This is a genomic window from Lysinibacillus sp. C5.1, assembly GCF_016350185.1.
In the GTDB taxonomy this organism is placed as follows: Bacteria; Bacillota; Bacilli; order Bacillales_A; family Planococcaceae; genus Lysinibacillus; species Lysinibacillus sphaericus.
In genome coordinates this window covers 1,062,775-1,079,055 of record NZ_CP066226.1, presented here as the reverse complement: position 1 = coordinate 1,079,055, position 16,281 = coordinate 1,062,775, and the positions used below count along the sequence as shown (strand labels likewise).

Below are 16,281 nucleotides of genomic sequence, written 5' to 3'. Positions count from 1 at the left end.
CCTTTTAAGGCAAATATTTCATAATTGTTTGTGCAATATCATCTACATCAGCGACTTCATCGACAAGCTGCGTTTCCACCGCAGCTTTCGGCATACCATACACTATGCAAGTTTCTGCTGACTCTGCAATAGCAACTACATTTCCGGTATTTTTTAATGCTTTCAGTCCCTTCGAACCGTCATAGCCCATACCCGTCATAATGACTGCTACCTTATCAAAATCTTTAAATTGACTTACATCTTCAAACATCACATCTACAGATGGGCGATGACCAGAACGTGGTGGTTCGTGATTATCTAAAACGATGCCAAATGAGGTACCAACTTTTCTTAACCTTAAATGATATCCTCCTGGGGCGATATAGGCCACGCCATTTTGTAAAATATCGCCTTGCTCTGCTTCTTTTACCGTAATCTCGCTCAATTGGTCTAAGCGGGAAGCCAGCGATTTTGTAAAGCCCGCTGGCATATGTTGAACAATAAGAATTGGCGCTTGAATTGTTTTAGGAATTTTAGTAATTACTTCTTGTAGTGCACGCGGTCCACCAGTAGATGTCCCAATCAACACAATTTTTTTACTAACTTTACTCCATTCAATATGTCCCTTAGTGACATTCGTACCTGTTGCGTTCACATTGACTGGAGGGGTAGCTTTACGTTCCTTCGACAATTCTTTTCTTATTGAAGTAGGCGATACAATTGGTTCTTGTTGTCTTTTGCTAATTGATGGTTTTTTCAATTTAGAAATAGGTACCAACGAAGCTTGTTCAACTTTATGGACAAGCTCAGATTGGATTTTATGTAAATCAAGAGAAATTGTTCCGCTAGGTTTCGCAACAAAATCAACCGCTCCATACTCGATTGCAGTTAGTGCATTTTCAGCCCCTCGCTGGGTTGTACTCGAAAGCATGACGACAGGCACTGGACAAATTGTCATAATCTCATTTAATGCATCGAGTCCATTCATTTCAGGCATTTCAATATCCATTGTCACGACTGTTGGTTTTAATGTTTGGATTTTCTTAATCGCATCTTTTCCATTTCGTGCTGTTCCAACTACTTCAACCCTCGAGTTTCCAACAAAAAAGTCACTAATTAGCTTTCTCATAAAAGCAGAATCATCAACGACTAAAAGCTTGCTTTTATGTACAAAGTCCAATTAATCACGCCCTTTCGAAAAAATACTTCTAAGTTTAGATAAGAATTTACTTGCTGACTGTTCATGTGCATGCACTTCCTCCATACGTTGTTCCATAAACCGAGCCACTATCAGTTGAAGTGTTTTAGAAATAAGTGCTTCTGGATATGCGATTGAAAATGGTACTTGCTCGCGCACAGCATTACGTACAACAGGGTCCTCAGGTAAGGAGCCTAATACTATAACCTCTTTGTCTAGAAATCGTTTCATCGTAAGCTTTAAACGTTCAATCGTTTCGATCCCTTCTTCTTTAGAAAAAGCACGATTACAAAGTAAATAAAATTGCTTATCCATATCGCGAACATGAATATATTTCATCATCGAATAAGCATCTGTAATAGAGGTTGGTTCAGCTGTTGTAATCACTATAATTTCATCAATAGATGTTAATAACTCTAATGACCATTTTGTCGCGCCAGCTCCCATATCAAATAGAATATAGTCGAAGTTTTTTTGGAGTTGTTCAAAAGCATGAATCAGTCTTTCAAACATTGCCTCCGACCATTCCAGCACACTCGACATGCCAGAGCCACCAGCAATACATTGTAAACCATGTGGCCCTTCAAATATTACCTCATCTAGTGATTTATTTCCTTCTAAGTAATCTTTTAAACTATAAGAAACATTTTTTCCAATTAATATATTGATATTCCCCATCCCAATATCCATATCTACAATTGCTACTTTTTTGTCCTTACTCGCTAAATTAATTGCAAAGTTCATTGAAAAGTTACTCTTACCAACTCCACCCTTACCGCTTACAACGGCAATTGTTTTACCTAATTCACCTTGCCGCTTCAGCATTTTCAAGCGTAATGTTTCTGCTTGATCTCTCATTTTTCTTCACCTTGGAAAAACATATTAAGCACTGCTTCTAAATCAGCTTCTTCAATATCTTCTGGTACTTCTTGACCATTGGTATAGTAAGCAAGTCCTTTATTATATTTAATCATTAAATTAATCATTGTGCCAATAGAATTTGTTTCATCAATCTTCGTAAAAATAAATTTTTCAATTGGCACACTTTTAAATTGCTCAATAATATTGGTCATATCCTTTTCTTTTGCCGTCATAGCAAGTACTAGAAAGGATTCAGCTTGATCATCAAACTTAATAAGGCGTTGTAGATCGTCTACATATTTTGCTTCCTTATAATTGCGGCCAGCAGTATCGATAAAGACTAAATCTAAATGGGACAATCGTTGCACAGCTTGCTCGTAATCTGTCGAATTATAAGCAATTTCAACAGGTGCTTGTAATAGGCCAGCATACGTTTTTAACTGCTCAATGGCAGCAATTCGGTATGTATCTGTAGTAATAAAGCCTATTTTTTTCTTTTTCTCTAGAACCGCTCGAGCTGCCATTTTAGCAATTGTCGTTGTCTTGCCGACACCCGTTGGTCCTAGCACATTAATATATTTACGTTCATAGGATAGGCCACCAATCGGCAAGCCTTCTAGTTTTTTACGCAGCAAGTTTTTTGTAATTAGCTTGCATTGTGAAAAATTGATTTCTGAAGCTTCTTTGAAATGCACAAAAAGCTCATCACCAATCGTTGTGATGAGCTCCTCATTTAGCTCTTGCTGTCTTAAGTATTCAATGAAGGATAAGAGTTCATCGGGATATTGAGCTTGGGTAGCCTTCTTGTGCATTGATTGCATTAACGATTTTAAATCTGCAATTTCCTTCCTCAGTTCTTCAGACATACCTGACTCATCTTGCAAAGTTATTTCTTGCGTAGGCTGAGCATGTTGAATTTTAGCTTGCACAGCATTTGTAATCTCTAGTAAACTAGCATTTTCTTTTTTAACAGGAATCATAGGCATACTTGCAGGTGTTGGAGCCGTATTGCTTGGCTCCATCGTGTCAATCCCTGCAACAACCTCAAAGCTCTTCTTTTTAACAAGCCCAAAAAGTTTCTTTGTTACGACTACTTTTGAATTCAAAATGACAGCGTCGTCGCCTAAATCAGCACGCACAAGCTTCATTGCTTCTGGTATGGAAGATGCATAATATTTTTTCATTTTCATTCAACATTCACCACCCCAACACTTTGAATTTCAATAGAAGCATCAAGTTCATTATAAGATAGTACCGGAATCTGCGGGAAATAGCGTTCTGTCAGCTGACGTAAATACATACGAACTGCCGGAGAGCACAAAATAATAGCAGATTGTTCCATAAATGACACACGCTCTACCTCTGATGCAATGGTCTCTAGCACCGTTTGAGAATCTTGAGGATCCATTGCTAAATAATTGCCGTGATCCGTTTGCTGAATGCTATCTGCAATCATTTTCTCTACTTTACCCGATACAGTAATGACTTTCAATGATGAGCTGTCTCCTACATATTGAGAGGTAATTTGACGAGCTAATGACTGACGCACATACTCTGTTAATATATCGGTATCACTTGTTAGTTTTGCATAGTCTGCTAATGTTTCGAAAATAATCGGCAAGTTACGGACAGAAACATTTTCTCGAAGAAGCTTGCCCAATACTTTTTGGATTTCTCCAGTAGATAATGGTGTGGGTGTTAATTCTTCGACTAAAATTGGATGTGTTTCACGTAAATGGTCAATTAATTGTTTCGTTTCCTGACGTCCTAATAATTCATGCGCATTTGCTCGAATCATTTCTGTTAAGTGTGTTGACACAACACTTGGTGGATCAACAACCGTATAACCAGACATCTCAGCGTCCTCTTTCACTTGCTCTGTAATCCATTTAGCAGGAAGACCAAATGACGGTTCAACAGTATCAATACCCTCGATTGAATCATCATCTCCTGGGCTCATCGCTAAATAATGATCGAGTAGAAGCTCCCCACGAGCCATTTCATTACCTTTAATTTTTATGCGGTATTCATTTGGCTGAAGTTGAATATTATCACGAATACGAACAACTGGAATGACAATCCCTAGTTCCAATGCTAGTTGGCGTCGAATCATGATAACGCGATCTAATAAGTCCCCACCTTGGGCTGCATCTACTAGTGGAATTAAGCCATAGCCAAATTCAAATTCAATTGGGTCCACATTTAATAAATTCACAACATTTTCAGGGCTCTTCATGCCGTCTGTTGCCACTTCTTCCTCAATTTCAAGTAATTCTTCCTCATCCTCTGGTTTCTTACGTTCCATCATGTAAGCACCTGCAACAAGTGAAATACCAATTGGTAACGTTACCCAGTTAGGAATTGGCGTGAATAAACCAAGTAAAATAATAGTACCCCCAGCAACATAAAGAAGCTTTGCTTGAGCGAATAGTTGTCCTGTAATATCTTCTCCTAGACTTCCTTTAGAGGATGCGCGTGTTACTACAATCCCTGTTGCTGTTGAAATAAGAAGTGCAGGGATTTGTGATACAATACCATCACCAACCGTTAGCTTTGAGAAATGGGTTGCTGCTTCCGCAAATGGTAAGCCCATTTGTACAACACCAATAATAATACCAAATAATAAGTTGATAATTACCATCACCATGGAGGCAATTGCATCCCCTTTTACGAATTTCGTAGCACCATCCATCGCTCCGTAGAAATCCGCTTCTCCCGATACTTTGTCACGTCGTTCACGTGCTTCTCGCTCAGATATTACACCTGCGTTTAAATCAGCATCAATACTCATTTGTTTACCGGGCATCGCATCGAGTGTGAAACGAGCAGCTACTTCTGCAACACGTTCCGCCCCTTTTGTAATAACGATAAACTGAATCAATACAAGAATTAAAAACACTACTAAACCTACGAGAACATTCCCGCCAACTACGAAATCCCCGAAGGTTTCAACAACTGATCCAGCATCTCCATTTGCTAAAATTGCACGCGTTGTGGAAACACTTAAGCCGAGTCGAAACAGGGTTAACAGAAGAATAACGGAAGGGAAAATAGAGAAATCTAACGCTTCCTTCATACTCATTGCTGTTAAAAGTACTATTAATCCTAACGTAATATTAATGACGATTAAGAAACTTAGCATCCACGGAGGAAGAGGGATGATGAGCATCGCAACGATTAAAATAACCGCACCTAAAACCCCTATATCGCGAACCTTCATTTGTGTCCCTCCTACATAAAAGCTTTAAATTTTCCGCTTAATACGATAAACATAAGCGAGTACTTCTGCTATTGCTTTGAAAAATTGTTCTGGTACTGAATCGCCTATTTCTACCTGATCATACATGGCTCTGGCTAATGGTCTGTTTTCTACCATTATGACATCATGTTCTTTCGCAATCAGTTTAATTTTTTGAGCAACAAAGTCTGTCCCCTTCGCCACTACGCGAGGGGCATCCATACTGTCCTCATCATACTTTAGAGCGATCGCATAGTGAGTTGGGTTAGTGATTACGACATCAGCATTTGGCACTTCTGACATCATTCGACGCATTGCCATTTCACGCTGACGTTGCTTGATTTTTGATTTAATCAGCGGGTCACCCTCACTATTTTTATATTCATCTTTAATATCTTGCTTAGACATTTTTAGATTTTTTTCATACTCATGTTTTTGATACATCCAGTCCAATAAGGATACACATAGTAACACAAGAGAAGCCGCGATCCCCATAATGCCAACAAGTTTACCAACTGTAACAAGGGTCACCCACGGACTTTTAAATGATAGTGCTAAAACTTCATGTAAATTTGACCATATGATAATTGTTGTTACTCCACCAATAAAGGAAATCTTTAAGATTGACTTTATAAGCTCAACAATGGCTTTTACAGAAAAAATTTTTTTTAAGCCTTTAATTGGATCCATCTTTTTTAAATCAAATTTCATCGGCTCTAATGTGAATAAGAAACCAAATTGTAGAAAATTACCTGCTAAGGCTCCTACAAACGCAATTGCCATTATTGGAACAATGACATAAGCCATTTGTACTAATGTTTCGGTAAATAGATGCATGACACTGTCAATCGTAAGTGTTTCTACACGGACGTTATGGATAAATGTTTGCCTAAAAAAAGCTAACAGATCGTCTCGCAATGATCCTGCAAAGAATAATAGAAAGATAAACACCATGAGCATCACAATCGCACTGGATATGTCCTGACTCTTAACGACCTGCCCTTTTTTTCTAGCATCTTGTCGTTTTTTAGGTGTCGCCTTTTCCGTTTTTTCACCTGCAAAAAACTGTAAATCTAAATCCAGTAGTAGCAACATCTTATCCACCACCTAATATCGCCATTAAATCGCGCATTCCATAAATCATAATCGTAATCAACTTTTGAATGACTTGTATCATAACCGCCATCATTGTGAAGAGCACTAAAAAACTGACACCAATTTTAATTGGGAAACCAACCACAAAGATATTTAATTGTGGCACCGTTTTTGCCGTTATACCAAGTGCTAAATCCACTAAAAACAACGTTGCTACAACAGGTGCTGCCATTTGAAACGCAATAGCAAAGACGGCAGTAAAGGTTGTCATGACAAACTGGATATAATCATCTTGCGCGAAATTAGGAAATCCCTGATCTATAGGTAAAAACTGATAACTATAGAAAATTCCATCTAGAATCATATGATGGCCATCAATTGCCAATAAGAACAGCAATGCCAATGTATTGAAAAATTGACCGATTAATGGACTTTGCGCCCCTGTTTGTGGGTCGATAATATTGGCAATGGCAAATCCCATTTGGAAATCGATAAAGCTTCCGGCAATTTGAATTGCCGACATGATGATATAGCCTATTAGACCTAATAACAATCCAATAACAGCTTCTTTCATCACTAAAAGTATGTAATCACCATTAAAAAGAAATGGCTCTACGTCTATTGTATAATACATCATCCAAGCTAAAACGAATGCGAGGGAAATTCGTACTTTCTGCGGAATCGTCCTATATGAAAAGAAAGGTACCGTAACAAAAAAAGCAGTTACGCGCACTAGTACTAATAAGAATACCGTTATTTGAGGGACTAGTTCATTCATGTACTCACCCTATATAACGCGTTAAATTCTCAAAAATGTCTCTCGCATAGCTCGTAACTTGTGATAACATCCACGGACCAAAGAAAACGATGGCCACTAATACTGCGACGATTTTTGGAACGAATGCTAATGTTTGCTCTTGAATCGAAGTTGTTGCTTGAAATATACTTACCGCTAAACCAGAGATTAAAGCAACTAATAATAGCGGTCCGCTTGTTAGAAGGATAATCATAATGGCACGCTCTGCTATTGAAATAACCATTTCACCTGTCATACTGTATCATCCCCTAAAAACTTTGTAGTAATGATTTCATTACGAGGTACCAGCCATCGACGAGTACAAATAATAAAATCTTAAACGGCAATGAAATCATAACCGGTGGTAACATCATCATCCCCATCGACATTAATGTACTTGCGACAATCATATCGATTACAAGGAATGGAATAAATATCATAAAACCAATTTGGAAAGCAGTTTTAATTTCACTGAGTGCAAAAGCAGGTACGAGCATAGTAAGTGGAATTTCCTCTACAGATGCTGGCTTTTCTGCCTTATTATATTGTAAAAACAGATCTAAATCTTTTTGCCTTGTATGCTTACTCATAAACTCTTTAAACGGCACACTTGCCTTCTCATATGCTTCTTCTAGCCCAATTTCTTCAGCAAATAGTGGCTGTAATGCCTCTTTATTGACCTCTTGAAATGTAGGAGCCATGATAAAGAAGGTTAAAAATAAGGCAAGTCCAACAATAACCTGATTAGGAGGCATTTGTTGTGTCGCCAACGCTGTACGTACAAATGAGAGCACAATGACAATCCGCGCAAATGATGTCATTAAAATTAAAATGCTCGGGGCAAGTGACAATACAGTTAATAATAAAAGGAGCTTAATAGAAGTTGAGACATTGGTTGGGTCGCTGTTGGAAAAATAATTGACTATATCATTCATTTATCATCATTCTCCTTTTGCTTCCATCTCTCTAATTCTTCACTACGCTCCTGTTTAATTTCAGAGATTTTTTTTTCAAAAAGTTCACCAAACGAATCTTGTTGTGTGCTTGTTGATGAATTTTGTTTATTTTTTCTCTTAAACTTAGAAATTACTTCTGCTATATAAGGTGATGTTGCCGCAAATTCCTGTTTTTCGTTATAGAGCGCTAACAGCTCTTCAACTTCTTGCGGATCGGTAATTTCTCGAATCAGTTGGACATCTTCACCGACACCAACCAAATAAATCGTTTTACCTATTTGCAACAGTTGAACAGACTTTTGTGCCCCTAACGATAAACCGCCTAAATTTTGTACCATTTGATTTCGTTGAAAAGTTAAATTTCTTTTATTTAAAAACTTCATCAACCCATAAAATAAAGCTACAACAAAAATAAGCGCCAAAACCATTTTTATGTATTCCCATGCAGAAACATCTCCAGCTGCTGAAACAACTGTATCTTCTTTCGCAGCTGGGTCTGAATTTTCCTTACATTCCTCTGGTTTTTTCATACAATACTCAATACTATTTGTATCGGTATCTGCATGAACAGAAACTGTTGGTGGATACACAAATAGGAAGGTTACAAGAAATGCGAAAATCATCGTGACACGAAATGATTTTAACATTTGCATGAAATCATCCTAGTGCTTTTTGAATCGCTTCAATTACACGATCAGCTTGGAAAGGCTTAACAATGAAGTCTTTCGCGCCAGCTTGAATTGCATCGATTACCATTGCTTGTTGTCCCATTGCTGAACACATGATTACTGTTGCGCTTGGATCAGTACCTTTAATCGCTTTAAGAGCCGCAATACCATCCATTTCAGGCATTGTAATATCCATTGTTACTAAATCTGGCTTTAACTCGTTGTATTTTTCAACAGCCTGTAGACCATCGGCAGCTTCCCCTACAACTTCAAATCCGTTTTTGGATAAAATATCCTTGATCATCATGCGCATAAATGCAGCATCGTCTACAATCAAAATTCTTTTAGACATGGTTAACTCCTCCAATTGAAACTATCTTAAATTATTTAAACGCTCTGCTTGACTTAAAACATCTGTAATGCGGACACCGAAGTTTTCGTCAATAACAACCACTTCGCCTTTGGCAATTAGACGACTATTTACTAGAATATCAACTGGTTCCCCTGCTAATTTATCTAATTCTATAATCGATCCACTAGCTAGTTCTAAAATCTCTTTAACAGAACGTTTCGTACGTCCTAACTCTACAGTAACTTGCAATGGAATATCAAGTAGCATATTTAAATTTCTAGCCTCAGATTGAGAGATTACATTTGGATCAAAGCTAGCAAACTGTGCTTGCTGAACATTTACAGGTTGAACTGGTCTTTGTTGCATCTGAATTTGTTGTTGTTCTTGATACATTGGTGGTTGCTCTTGATACATCGGCTGTTGCACTGGTGCAGCCGGTTGTTGATATGCCGGTTGCTGTGCTGGTGGCGGTGTATGTTGAACTGGTGGTGGCGCAATAGGCGCTTCCGGTGCAATGGTAGCTGCAACTGGCTCTGCAATCGCCTCTGTTTCACCTAATAATGATTTGACAATATTTTGACTAAACTTCAGTGGCAATAATTGCATTAAGTTCGAATCAATTAAATTACCGATACGTAATCGGAATGAAACTTTTACTAGTAAATCGTCTTCCGGAATATTGTCTCGACCTTCATTTTTAGAAATATTCATTAGATCGATTGTCGGTGGTGAAATATCCACCTTTTTGTTGAATACTGTCGACATGGATGTTGCCGCAGAACCCATCATTTGATTCATCGCTTCTTGTACTGCACTTAGCTGAATTTCACCTAGGTCGGGCTTAGGGTTTAAACCGTCCCCTCCTAACATTAAATCGGCTATAATGGCAGCGTCTGATTGTTTAATAACAAGTAAATTCATACCTGTTAAACCAATCGTATATTCTACCTGTACGGCTACATACGGATGAGGAAATTCCTCTTCTAACTTATTACGGTTAATCATTGAAATACTAGGGGTAGTAATGTCTACTTTTTGTCCTAATAACGCAGAAAGAGCAGTAGCTGAACTACCAAAAGATATATTGCCGACTTCACCGAGTGCATCTTGAGCAAACGAATCAAGGTAATCCTCTACTCTTACCTCATTTTGTTCTTCTTTTGTAGAAGCTTCGCTGTCGTTCATTCTATCGTCCAACGTTTCGCCCCTTAATAACGCTTCAATTTCTTCTTGGGAGAGCATTTCATCACTCATCTTCGTCTCCTCCTTTCAAAGGGTCGATAATCTGGATTGCTAATTTTTTACCCTGTTTGCCAGGTTGTACTGTGAATTTAGGTAATGTACCTACTTTCAGCAGCAGTGGATCATCAATTTTTTGTTCTAATTGAATAACATCACCGACTTGCATCATTAAGAAGTCTTCAATGGTGATGTCGCTAATGCCTAACTCAACAGAAAGAGGCAATTGAGCTTGTTTTACACGTGTTTCAAGCATTTTTGTTTGCTCTGGTGACATCTCTTTTGTATTAGTTTGCATCCAATAGCGAACAGATAGATTTGGTACAATTGGCTCTAAAACAACATGCGGAATACAAATATTAATCATACCGCTTGTCTCACCAATAATCGTATTTAATGAAATGACGACTACCGTTTCATTTGGTGAAATCATTTGTAAAAACTGAGGATTTACCTCAAGCTCTACTAAAATTGGGTCGATTTCAGCAACATTTTCCCATGCTTCGCGTAAATTGTCGAATGAGCGTTCAAAGAGATTTGTCATAATTTTTGTTTCAATTTCTGTTAAGTTATCAACATTACTATGACTTGCTCCACTACCACCCATTAAACGATCTAACATCGAATAAGCAATGTTTGGGTTTATTTCCATCAATATATTACCATCAAGTGGTGGCACTTCAAACACATTAATGAGCGTCATATTCGGAATTGAACGAACAAACTCTTCAAAGGGTATTTGGTCTACTGATGCTACTGTAATTTGTACATAGCTTCTTAACTGTGCAGAAAAGAAGGTAGTCAGTAGTCGTGCAAAATTCTCATGTATTCGGGTCAAACTTCGGATTTGATCTTTTGAGAAGCGCAACGCTCGCTTAAAGTCATAAACTTTAACCTTTCGCCCCTCGTCCTCTTTTTTAATGTCATCCGCTGACATTTCTCCGGTCGAGATTGCAGATAGTAGCGCATCTATCTCAGATTGGGATAACACATCTCCTGCCATTTGCCCACCTCCATTTCAAGCAGTTTCTAATTTTTATTGAAAGATGTAGGAGGTAATATATACTTGTTGAATTTCTCCCTCTTGCATCAATTCATTTAACTGTGTTTTTATTGCCTTTTCAAACATTATTTTACCTTGCTTGCCATCTAAATCTTTTTGTTCCATTTCTGAAAGCTCTTGAATAATTAAATTATTCGTTTGGAAATCACGCTTCTTTAACTCTTCTGCAGCGTCCTTGCTAGTAGTTTGGATTTTTAGCGTCATGCGCACAACCCTTTTATCAGCAAGATTGGTCATAATTTCAGGAACATCAACAGAGGCTTCTACAATATCGTCTATTGATGGTTCAAGTGATGCTGCCGGCTTATTGAATTGAGTAAATAATACAAACGCAATAACGCCAATAAGTATAATCGCCACTAGTACGATGATAATCATCGTTAACACTTTATTATTCTTCATCTTCTTCACCTCGTAGATGCGGGTTTGATAGTACTTGTATATTGTTATAAAAAGCTGTTGCCTTTTGTCGCACCTCATCTTCACTCTGTAACACAATAATTTTTGTTCCTGTTGTTAAAGTAATAGTCGTATCTGGGAAAGATTCGACTGTTTCTATGTATAAAGCATTTAGTGTAAATGCTTTGCCATTTAGTCGTGTTAGTTCAATCATTGAAATAGGGCCGGTCTAGCGCAAGAGCCGGCCCGACCCTCCCTCATATTGAAAATTATGTTTTATAGCTCGAACGCCCTCTACGCATAACCTCTTGTGACATCATCCAAAGCTCTACTAAATTACTAGCAGCTATTTGGTTGCATACTTAAAGGCTTAAAAACTATGATATAACAGCTTTCGAAACTAGAAGTAACTAATTTCTAAACTATCGTTTTAAGTTAACTAACTCTTGAAGAACCTCATCTGATGTAGTGATAATACGCGTATTCGCTTGGAAGCCACGTTGCGCTACAATCATTTCAGTAAATTCTTCAGATAAGTCTACGTTGGACATTTCAAGTGCCCCTGCCGTAATTGACCCCATACCTGCTACTGTAGCAATTTGTCCATAAGGTGCTCCAGAGTTCGCAGTTGCTTGGAAGTAGTTACTCCCTACTTTTTCAAGACCACCAGCATTAGGGAATTTAACCATAACAATTTGACCTGCATATTGTCTATATCCATTGGCATCCACATATTCAACCGTTCCATCCGGACCAATACTCAACTCTTTTGCAGTTGTTGGGATTTTAATTGGGTTATTACCGTCAAAAGTAAAAGTATCGTTTTCTCCAAGTAAATCCTCCGTTATTCCATTCAGCGGGCTGGCATTTTTATCTGCTTCTGCATTACTTTCAGTTGAGTCAGTTCCATACAATGTATCATTGGCATGCCCCACTAAATATTTCCCCTCTGCATTCACTAAATAACCTGCATTATCCATGTAGAAGTTACCTGCACGCGTATAAACAACGTTTGTATAGTTTTCTGCAACACCATCCGTATTTGATACAGAGTCAGCTACCATAAAGAAGCCTTCACCTTGAATGGCAAGATCCAATGGGCGGTTTGTCGTTTGACGTGAGCCAGAACCGTGAACTGTATCAATTGCTGCAAGTGTTGAACCAAGACCTACTTGTATAGGGTTTGTACCACCACGAGTAGGTGTTGCAGCTGAAGCACCTCCGCTTGTTTGAGATAGGATGTCTTTGAAAATCACGCGACCTTTTTTAAATCCATACGTGTTTACATTGGCAATATTATTGCCGATAACATCTAGCTTTGTTTGGAAGTTTTTAAGACCTGAAATACCTGAATACATAGAACGTAACATAAGTTGTCGTTCTCCCTTCATTTTTGAATTGTGTGCCTCTGTCAGTCAGCAACACATAGGCTTCCTTACTAAAGAAGGTCCAGCCTTAAAGCACGATTGTGCCATCAATATTAGTAAACAGTTGTTGCTTTGCTTCCGTGCGATCCATTGCTGTAATAACAGTAGCATTTTTAGCACTGACAATTAAAGCTGCTTGATCCATCAAGACTAATGGTTGTTTGACACCTTTGGAATGTGCCTCAAATACCTTGTCAGATACAACCTGCCATTCCTGTTCAGTAATCGCGATATTACGCTCTTTAATGCGTTCATAAGCATGCTTACTGACTTTTAGCTCCTGTTGATTCGTCGCCTCATGTAAATGCGCGCTAAACGATTGCTGTGTATTGGTAGGTGTAGGTTGCTTTTGGCGAATAGTTGGATACAATGGGACACGATGAATTGAAAATTTATCCATCTCTCTCCACCACCTTTATTCGCTAATTACTGTAAATTCTTTCCCTGCTAGTTTTTTGCCATTTGCTAATTCGTAATATATAATGCCATCTTTATTAGATACAGAAGTGATTCTACCTTGTGCATCTTGTTCCCCGTCTTTGTACGTAACATTTTTGCCGATTAGCATACTCGCTTGTACAAGCGGTGATTCAGTTGATGTATTGTTTTCACCTGTGCTCGTTTCTTTATTACCAAGAATAGCAGAGATATTTCCAGGGAATATTTCCTTGCCATCTGCTAATACAAACACGGCTTCCCCATCAACAAATTTTAAAGATTGGATAACGCCTGAGCCTTCTATTACAATCGGCTTATTATCTTTATCCACTTCTTTTGAGATTTCATGCCATTTTACTTCTTTGCCAACAAATGATGTATAGTTCATAAGCTGCGATTGTTGTTGAGACATCAGCAATGATTCCATCGCCTTTGTCATATTTTGCATTTGTTCTAAAGACGAGAACTGTGCCATTTGAGCAATAAATTCTCGGTCATCCATAGGATTTGTTGGATCTTGATGTTGTAATTGTGTAATTAATAACTTTAAAAATGCATCTTTACCGAGCTCACTGCTACCTGTTTGTTTAGTTGGGGCACTATAGTTTGAATAGTAAAGATCATTTGAAATTTTCGTTTCAGCCACTGTTTACACCTCCTCAATTTCTAAATAATCATGGAAGGACATACTCTCTTCGTTATCCTCATTTTGTTGCTCTTGTTCTTCTTGCTGTTGTCGCTTAAAGAAGTTGTTAAAGAAGTGTTGATCTCGCTGTTGTCTATCAGCATCCTGCAACGACTGTGCAATATCTAGTCGCTCCACTTGGATATTTTGCTGAACAAACGCTTGCTTTAACTGATGTGCTTGACTGTCAAGCAGTTCACGCCCGTGCGCAGTAGATGCTAGTAGACGCGCAGTTAAAACACCGTCATTTTGGACAAGCTCGATTCGAATTGTACCAAGATTTTCAGGATATAATTTTAATGTTAAACGTGTAATTCCTTGCGCATTAGAAATTTGAGCTTTATTGATGATTGCCTGCATTTCTTTCAGTAATGCTTCCGATTGAGCTGGCTTAGCTGTTGGCAAAGTTACTTGGAATGTATCTGCTTTTGTTTGTACTGTATTCGCTGTCACCATTTCATTAGCATTTGTATCGCTTTGTTTCGTCACTTGTACTTGCTGAATGACTTGTTGGAAACCTTGCAACGGCAATGTAACAGTTGTTTTTGTGGTAACTGGTTGCGCAGTTTGAATCGTTTCAATTTGCGTTTGCACCGTTGTTAAAAATTGTTGAACGTTTGACAAACTATTTTCTTGAGACATTGTTAAATCTGCTTTTTGTCCAACTAATTGTGTTAGTTTTAATACTTGAAGTAGCGTTGTTGCCTCCTCGGGCGTTACTTGTCCTTCACCTTGTAAAGCAGCTACTAACTGCGTCTGTAACACAGGTGCTTGAGCGTCTACTAAAGTTAGTAGCTCCCACACATCACTCGCTTGCTGTTCTTCCCCTAGAAGTTGTTGAACCAATTTCTGAATTTGCTCTTTATCTACATTCAATGCAGCCATTAAATTGTCTAAATTCAACATTTCATCCATAGCTACTGCTTTGCCATCTTCCCCTATTTGAAGCATTAACAAGCCTTCGTCGTGCGGGATCTCTAACAAATCTAACAATTCCTCGATAGATTGAGTATTTAATAATTCCTCTAGTTCAGCTAACTTATCGCCATCTTGTGTTTCACTGCTTTGTGATATGTTATTTTGCTGGTTCGTTGAAGCTACTACTTGTCCAAATACAGATCCAAATTTTGATACTTTATCTTGAGCTGTTCCTGCATTTGTTTTTACTTCAGCATTACTAGCTGACACAGCTTTCGGTGAAGCAGTGTTTACTTTAGAAGCCGTCATATTCATCATTGCAATATTCATGTTTTCACCTCCTTTTCAATTGTTTTTTTATTGTTTAGCCATCAGTTCAGTATATTTCGCAGCATCTTGTGGTTCCATTTTCTCTAAAATAGCAGCTAACTTATCAGGTTTTAAACTTGATAAAATGCGCAATGCCTGTGCATCGCTCATTTTTATAAGCACCGGTGCTGCTGCTTTAGGTGACATCTTATCAAAAGTAGACAAAATATCATTGAAATCACGTTTCACATCATCTTGTTCTCTATTTAATTTTTCTATTTCAAACAGTAATTTCTCTTGTTCTGTCAACAATTTTTCTTTCTCAGTTGTCGTGTCATCTAATTTTTTTTGTAATTGCGCTATTTCGGCTTCTTTTTCTTGTATTTCTGCCTGTAAACTTACAACTTTGGAATCATCAATTACAACAGCATCTTTCGCTTGTTGTGCCTCTGATTCAACAAAAGGTAAGCTACTTACTGCCTTTTTTCCTAAATCAAAGACGTTCGTATTCATTAACGTTGCTACAACAAGTAACACCGCGACTACAAACATAACAGGTATTAATATCCAGATAAAAAACTTTTGGAAACCTCCTGATTTACGTGGTGGCTGTTGTACTTCTAATTCAGTTTTAATACGGTTTTCTTTTTTCGCCATGAA

19 protein-coding genes are annotated in these 16,281 nt (G+C 38.0%); all 19 read right to left on the bottom strand.

Annotated features, from left to right (window positions below):
- Positions 1-4 precede the first annotated feature (4 nt).
- The 19 genes from I5435_RS04940 to I5435_RS04850 all read right to left on the bottom strand — a co-directional run bounded on the left by I5435_RS04940 (position 5) and on the right by I5435_RS04850 (position 16,278).
- The gene (locus tag I5435_RS04940; protein WP_025218799.1) at positions 5-1,159 is read right to left on the bottom strand and encodes a protein-glutamate methylesterase/protein-glutamine glutaminase; all 1,155 of its coding nucleotides are present in this window, start codon (positions 1,157-1,159) and stop codon (positions 5-7) included.
- Positions 1,160-2,035 carry a MinD/ParA family protein gene (locus tag I5435_RS04935; RefSeq protein ID WP_024362016.1) on the bottom strand — a complete coding sequence of 292 codons (876 nt, stop codon included), beginning with the start codon at positions 2,033-2,035 and terminating at the stop codon, positions 1,160-1,162.
- On the bottom strand, positions 2,032-3,228 hold the full coding sequence (gene flhF / locus I5435_RS04930; protein ID WP_024362017.1) for a flagellar biosynthesis GTPase FlhF: 1,197 nt from the start codon (positions 3,226-3,228) through the stop codon (positions 2,032-2,034). The genes I5435_RS04935 and flhF overlap by 4 nt, the downstream gene beginning before the upstream one ends.
- A complete protein-coding gene (flhA, locus tag I5435_RS04925) occupies positions 3,225-5,258 on the bottom strand; it encodes a flagellar biosynthesis protein FlhA (protein WP_024362018.1) in 2,034 nt (677 codons plus the stop codon). The genes flhF and flhA overlap by 4 nt, the downstream gene beginning before the upstream one ends.
- 24 nt (positions 5,259-5,282) lie before the next feature.
- Positions 5,283-6,371 (bottom strand): flagellar biosynthesis protein FlhB, encoded by a 1,089-nt coding sequence (gene flhB / locus I5435_RS04920; RefSeq protein ID WP_024362019.1) that lies wholly within the window; start codon positions 6,369-6,371, stop codon positions 5,283-5,285.
- Position 6,372: 1 nt separating this feature from the next.
- A complete protein-coding gene (gene fliR, locus I5435_RS04915) occupies positions 6,373-7,149 on the bottom strand; it encodes a flagellar biosynthetic protein FliR (RefSeq protein ID WP_024362020.1) in 777 nt (258 codons plus the stop codon).
- A gap of 4 nt (positions 7,150-7,153) precedes the next feature.
- Positions 7,154-7,423 (bottom strand): flagellar biosynthesis protein FliQ, encoded by a 270-nt coding sequence (gene fliQ, locus I5435_RS04910; RefSeq protein ID WP_024362021.1) that lies wholly within the window; start codon positions 7,421-7,423, stop codon positions 7,154-7,156.
- Between the two features lie 13 nt (positions 7,424-7,436).
- Positions 7,437-8,102 carry a flagellar type III secretion system pore protein FliP gene (gene fliP, locus I5435_RS04905; RefSeq protein WP_024362022.1) on the bottom strand — a complete coding sequence of 222 codons (666 nt, stop codon included), beginning with the start codon at positions 8,100-8,102 and terminating at the stop codon, positions 7,437-7,439.
- Positions 8,099-8,770, bottom strand: a complete 672-nt coding sequence (locus tag I5435_RS04900) for a flagellar biosynthetic protein FliO (RefSeq protein ID WP_227665413.1) — start codon at positions 8,768-8,770, stop codon at positions 8,099-8,101. Before I5435_RS04900 ends, fliP begins: the two co-directional genes overlap by 4 nt.
- A gap of 10 nt (positions 8,771-8,780) precedes the next feature.
- Positions 8,781-9,143: a response regulator gene (locus tag I5435_RS04895; protein WP_004269288.1), complete on the bottom strand. Its 363-nt coding sequence runs from the start codon at positions 9,141-9,143 to the stop codon at positions 8,781-8,783.
- Positions 9,144-9,164: 21 nt separating this feature from the next.
- On the bottom strand, positions 9,165-10,397 hold the full coding sequence (gene fliY / locus I5435_RS04890) for a flagellar motor switch phosphatase FliY (protein ID WP_024362024.1): 1,233 nt from the start codon (positions 10,395-10,397) through the stop codon (positions 9,165-9,167).
- Entirely contained in the window at positions 10,390-11,385 is a 996-nt protein-coding gene (fliM, locus tag I5435_RS04885) for a flagellar motor switch protein FliM (RefSeq protein WP_024362025.1), read from the bottom strand. The genes fliY and fliM overlap by 8 nt, the downstream gene beginning before the upstream one ends.
- 33 nt (positions 11,386-11,418) lie before the next feature.
- The gene (gene fliL, locus I5435_RS04880; protein ID WP_024362026.1) at positions 11,419-11,847 is read right to left on the bottom strand and encodes a flagellar basal body-associated protein FliL; all 429 of its coding nucleotides are present in this window, start codon (positions 11,845-11,847) and stop codon (positions 11,419-11,421) included.
- Entirely contained in the window at positions 11,837-12,058 is a 222-nt protein-coding gene (locus I5435_RS04875; RefSeq protein ID WP_024362027.1) for a flagellar FlbD family protein, read from the bottom strand. The genes fliL and I5435_RS04875 overlap by 11 nt, the downstream gene beginning before the upstream one ends.
- A 208-nt stretch (positions 12,059-12,266) precedes the next feature.
- Positions 12,267-13,214 (bottom strand): flagellar basal body rod protein FlgG, encoded by a 948-nt coding sequence (gene flgG, locus I5435_RS04870; RefSeq protein ID WP_108029522.1) that lies wholly within the window; start codon positions 13,212-13,214, stop codon positions 12,267-12,269.
- 85 nt (positions 13,215-13,299) lie between these two features.
- On the bottom strand, positions 13,300-13,671 hold the full coding sequence (locus I5435_RS04865) for a TIGR02530 family flagellar biosynthesis protein (protein WP_025218795.1): 372 nt from the start codon (positions 13,669-13,671) through the stop codon (positions 13,300-13,302).
- Between the two features lie 15 nt (positions 13,672-13,686).
- A complete protein-coding gene (flgD, locus tag I5435_RS04860) occupies positions 13,687-14,355 on the bottom strand; it encodes a flagellar hook assembly protein FlgD (RefSeq protein ID WP_024362030.1) in 669 nt (222 codons plus the stop codon).
- A gap of 3 nt (positions 14,356-14,358) precedes the next feature.
- Positions 14,359-15,642, bottom strand: coding sequence for a flagellar hook-length control protein FliK (locus I5435_RS04855; protein ID WP_108029521.1), 1,284 nt, complete (start codon positions 15,640-15,642; stop codon positions 14,359-14,361).
- A gap of 27 nt (positions 15,643-15,669) precedes the next feature.
- Positions 15,670-16,278 carry a MotE family protein gene (locus I5435_RS04850; protein WP_024362032.1) on the bottom strand — a complete coding sequence of 203 codons (609 nt, stop codon included), beginning with the start codon at positions 16,276-16,278 and terminating at the stop codon, positions 15,670-15,672.
- Positions 16,279-16,281: the final 3 nt, after the last annotated feature.

Excerpts from the sequence above, each read along its gene's own strand:
- fliM (WP_024362025.1), bottom strand. The coding sequence starts at position 11,385 with ATGGCAGGAGATGTGTTATCCCAATCTGAGATAGATGCGCTACTATCT.
- I5435_RS04935 (WP_024362016.1), bottom strand. The coding sequence starts at position 2,035 with ATGAGAGATCAAGCAGAAACATTACGCTTGAAAATGCTGAAGCGGCAA.
- I5435_RS04850 (WP_024362032.1), bottom strand. The coding sequence starts at position 16,278 with ATGGCGAAAAAAGAAAACCGTATTAAAACTGAATTAGAAGTACAACAG.
- I5435_RS04865 (WP_025218795.1), bottom strand. The coding sequence starts at position 13,671 with ATGGATAAATTTTCAATTCATCGTGTCCCATTGTATCCAACTATTCGC.
- flhF (WP_024362017.1), bottom strand. The coding sequence starts at position 3,228 with ATGAAAATGAAAAAATATTATGCATCTTCCATACCAGAAGCAATGAAG.
- fliP (WP_024362022.1), bottom strand. The coding sequence starts at position 8,102 with ATGAATGATATAGTCAATTATTTTTCCAACAGCGACCCAACCAATGTC.
- flgG (WP_108029522.1), bottom strand. The coding sequence starts at position 13,214 with ATGTTACGTTCTATGTATTCAGGTATTTCAGGTCTTAAAAACTTCCAA.
- I5435_RS04875 (WP_024362027.1), bottom strand. The coding sequence starts at position 12,058 with ATGATTGAACTAACACGACTAAATGGCAAAGCATTTACACTAAATGCT.
- fliQ (WP_024362021.1), bottom strand. The coding sequence starts at position 7,423 with ATGACAGGTGAAATGGTTATTTCAATAGCAGAGCGTGCCATTATGATT.
- I5435_RS04900 (WP_227665413.1), bottom strand. The coding sequence starts at position 8,770 with ATGTTAAAATCATTTCGTGTCACGATGATTTTCGCATTTCTTGTAACC.
- flhA (WP_024362018.1), bottom strand. The coding sequence starts at position 5,258 with ATGAAGGTTCGCGATATAGGGGTTTTAGGTGCGGTTATTTTAATCGTT.
- flhB (WP_024362019.1), bottom strand. The coding sequence starts at position 6,371 with ATGTTGCTACTACTGGATTTAGATTTACAGTTTTTTGCAGGTGAAAAA.
- I5435_RS04855 (WP_108029521.1), bottom strand. The coding sequence starts at position 15,642 with ATGAATATTGCAATGATGAATATGACGGCTTCTAAAGTAAACACTGCT.
- fliY (WP_024362024.1), bottom strand. The coding sequence starts at position 10,397 with ATGAGTGATGAAATGCTCTCCCAAGAAGAAATTGAAGCGTTATTAAGG.
- fliL (WP_024362026.1), bottom strand. The coding sequence starts at position 11,847 with ATGAAGAATAATAAAGTGTTAACGATGATTATCATCGTACTAGTGGCG.
- I5435_RS04895 (WP_004269288.1), bottom strand. The coding sequence starts at position 9,143 with ATGTCTAAAAGAATTTTGATTGTAGACGATGCTGCATTTATGCGCATG.
- fliR (WP_024362020.1), bottom strand. The coding sequence starts at position 7,149 with ATGAATGAACTAGTCCCTCAAATAACGGTATTCTTATTAGTACTAGTG.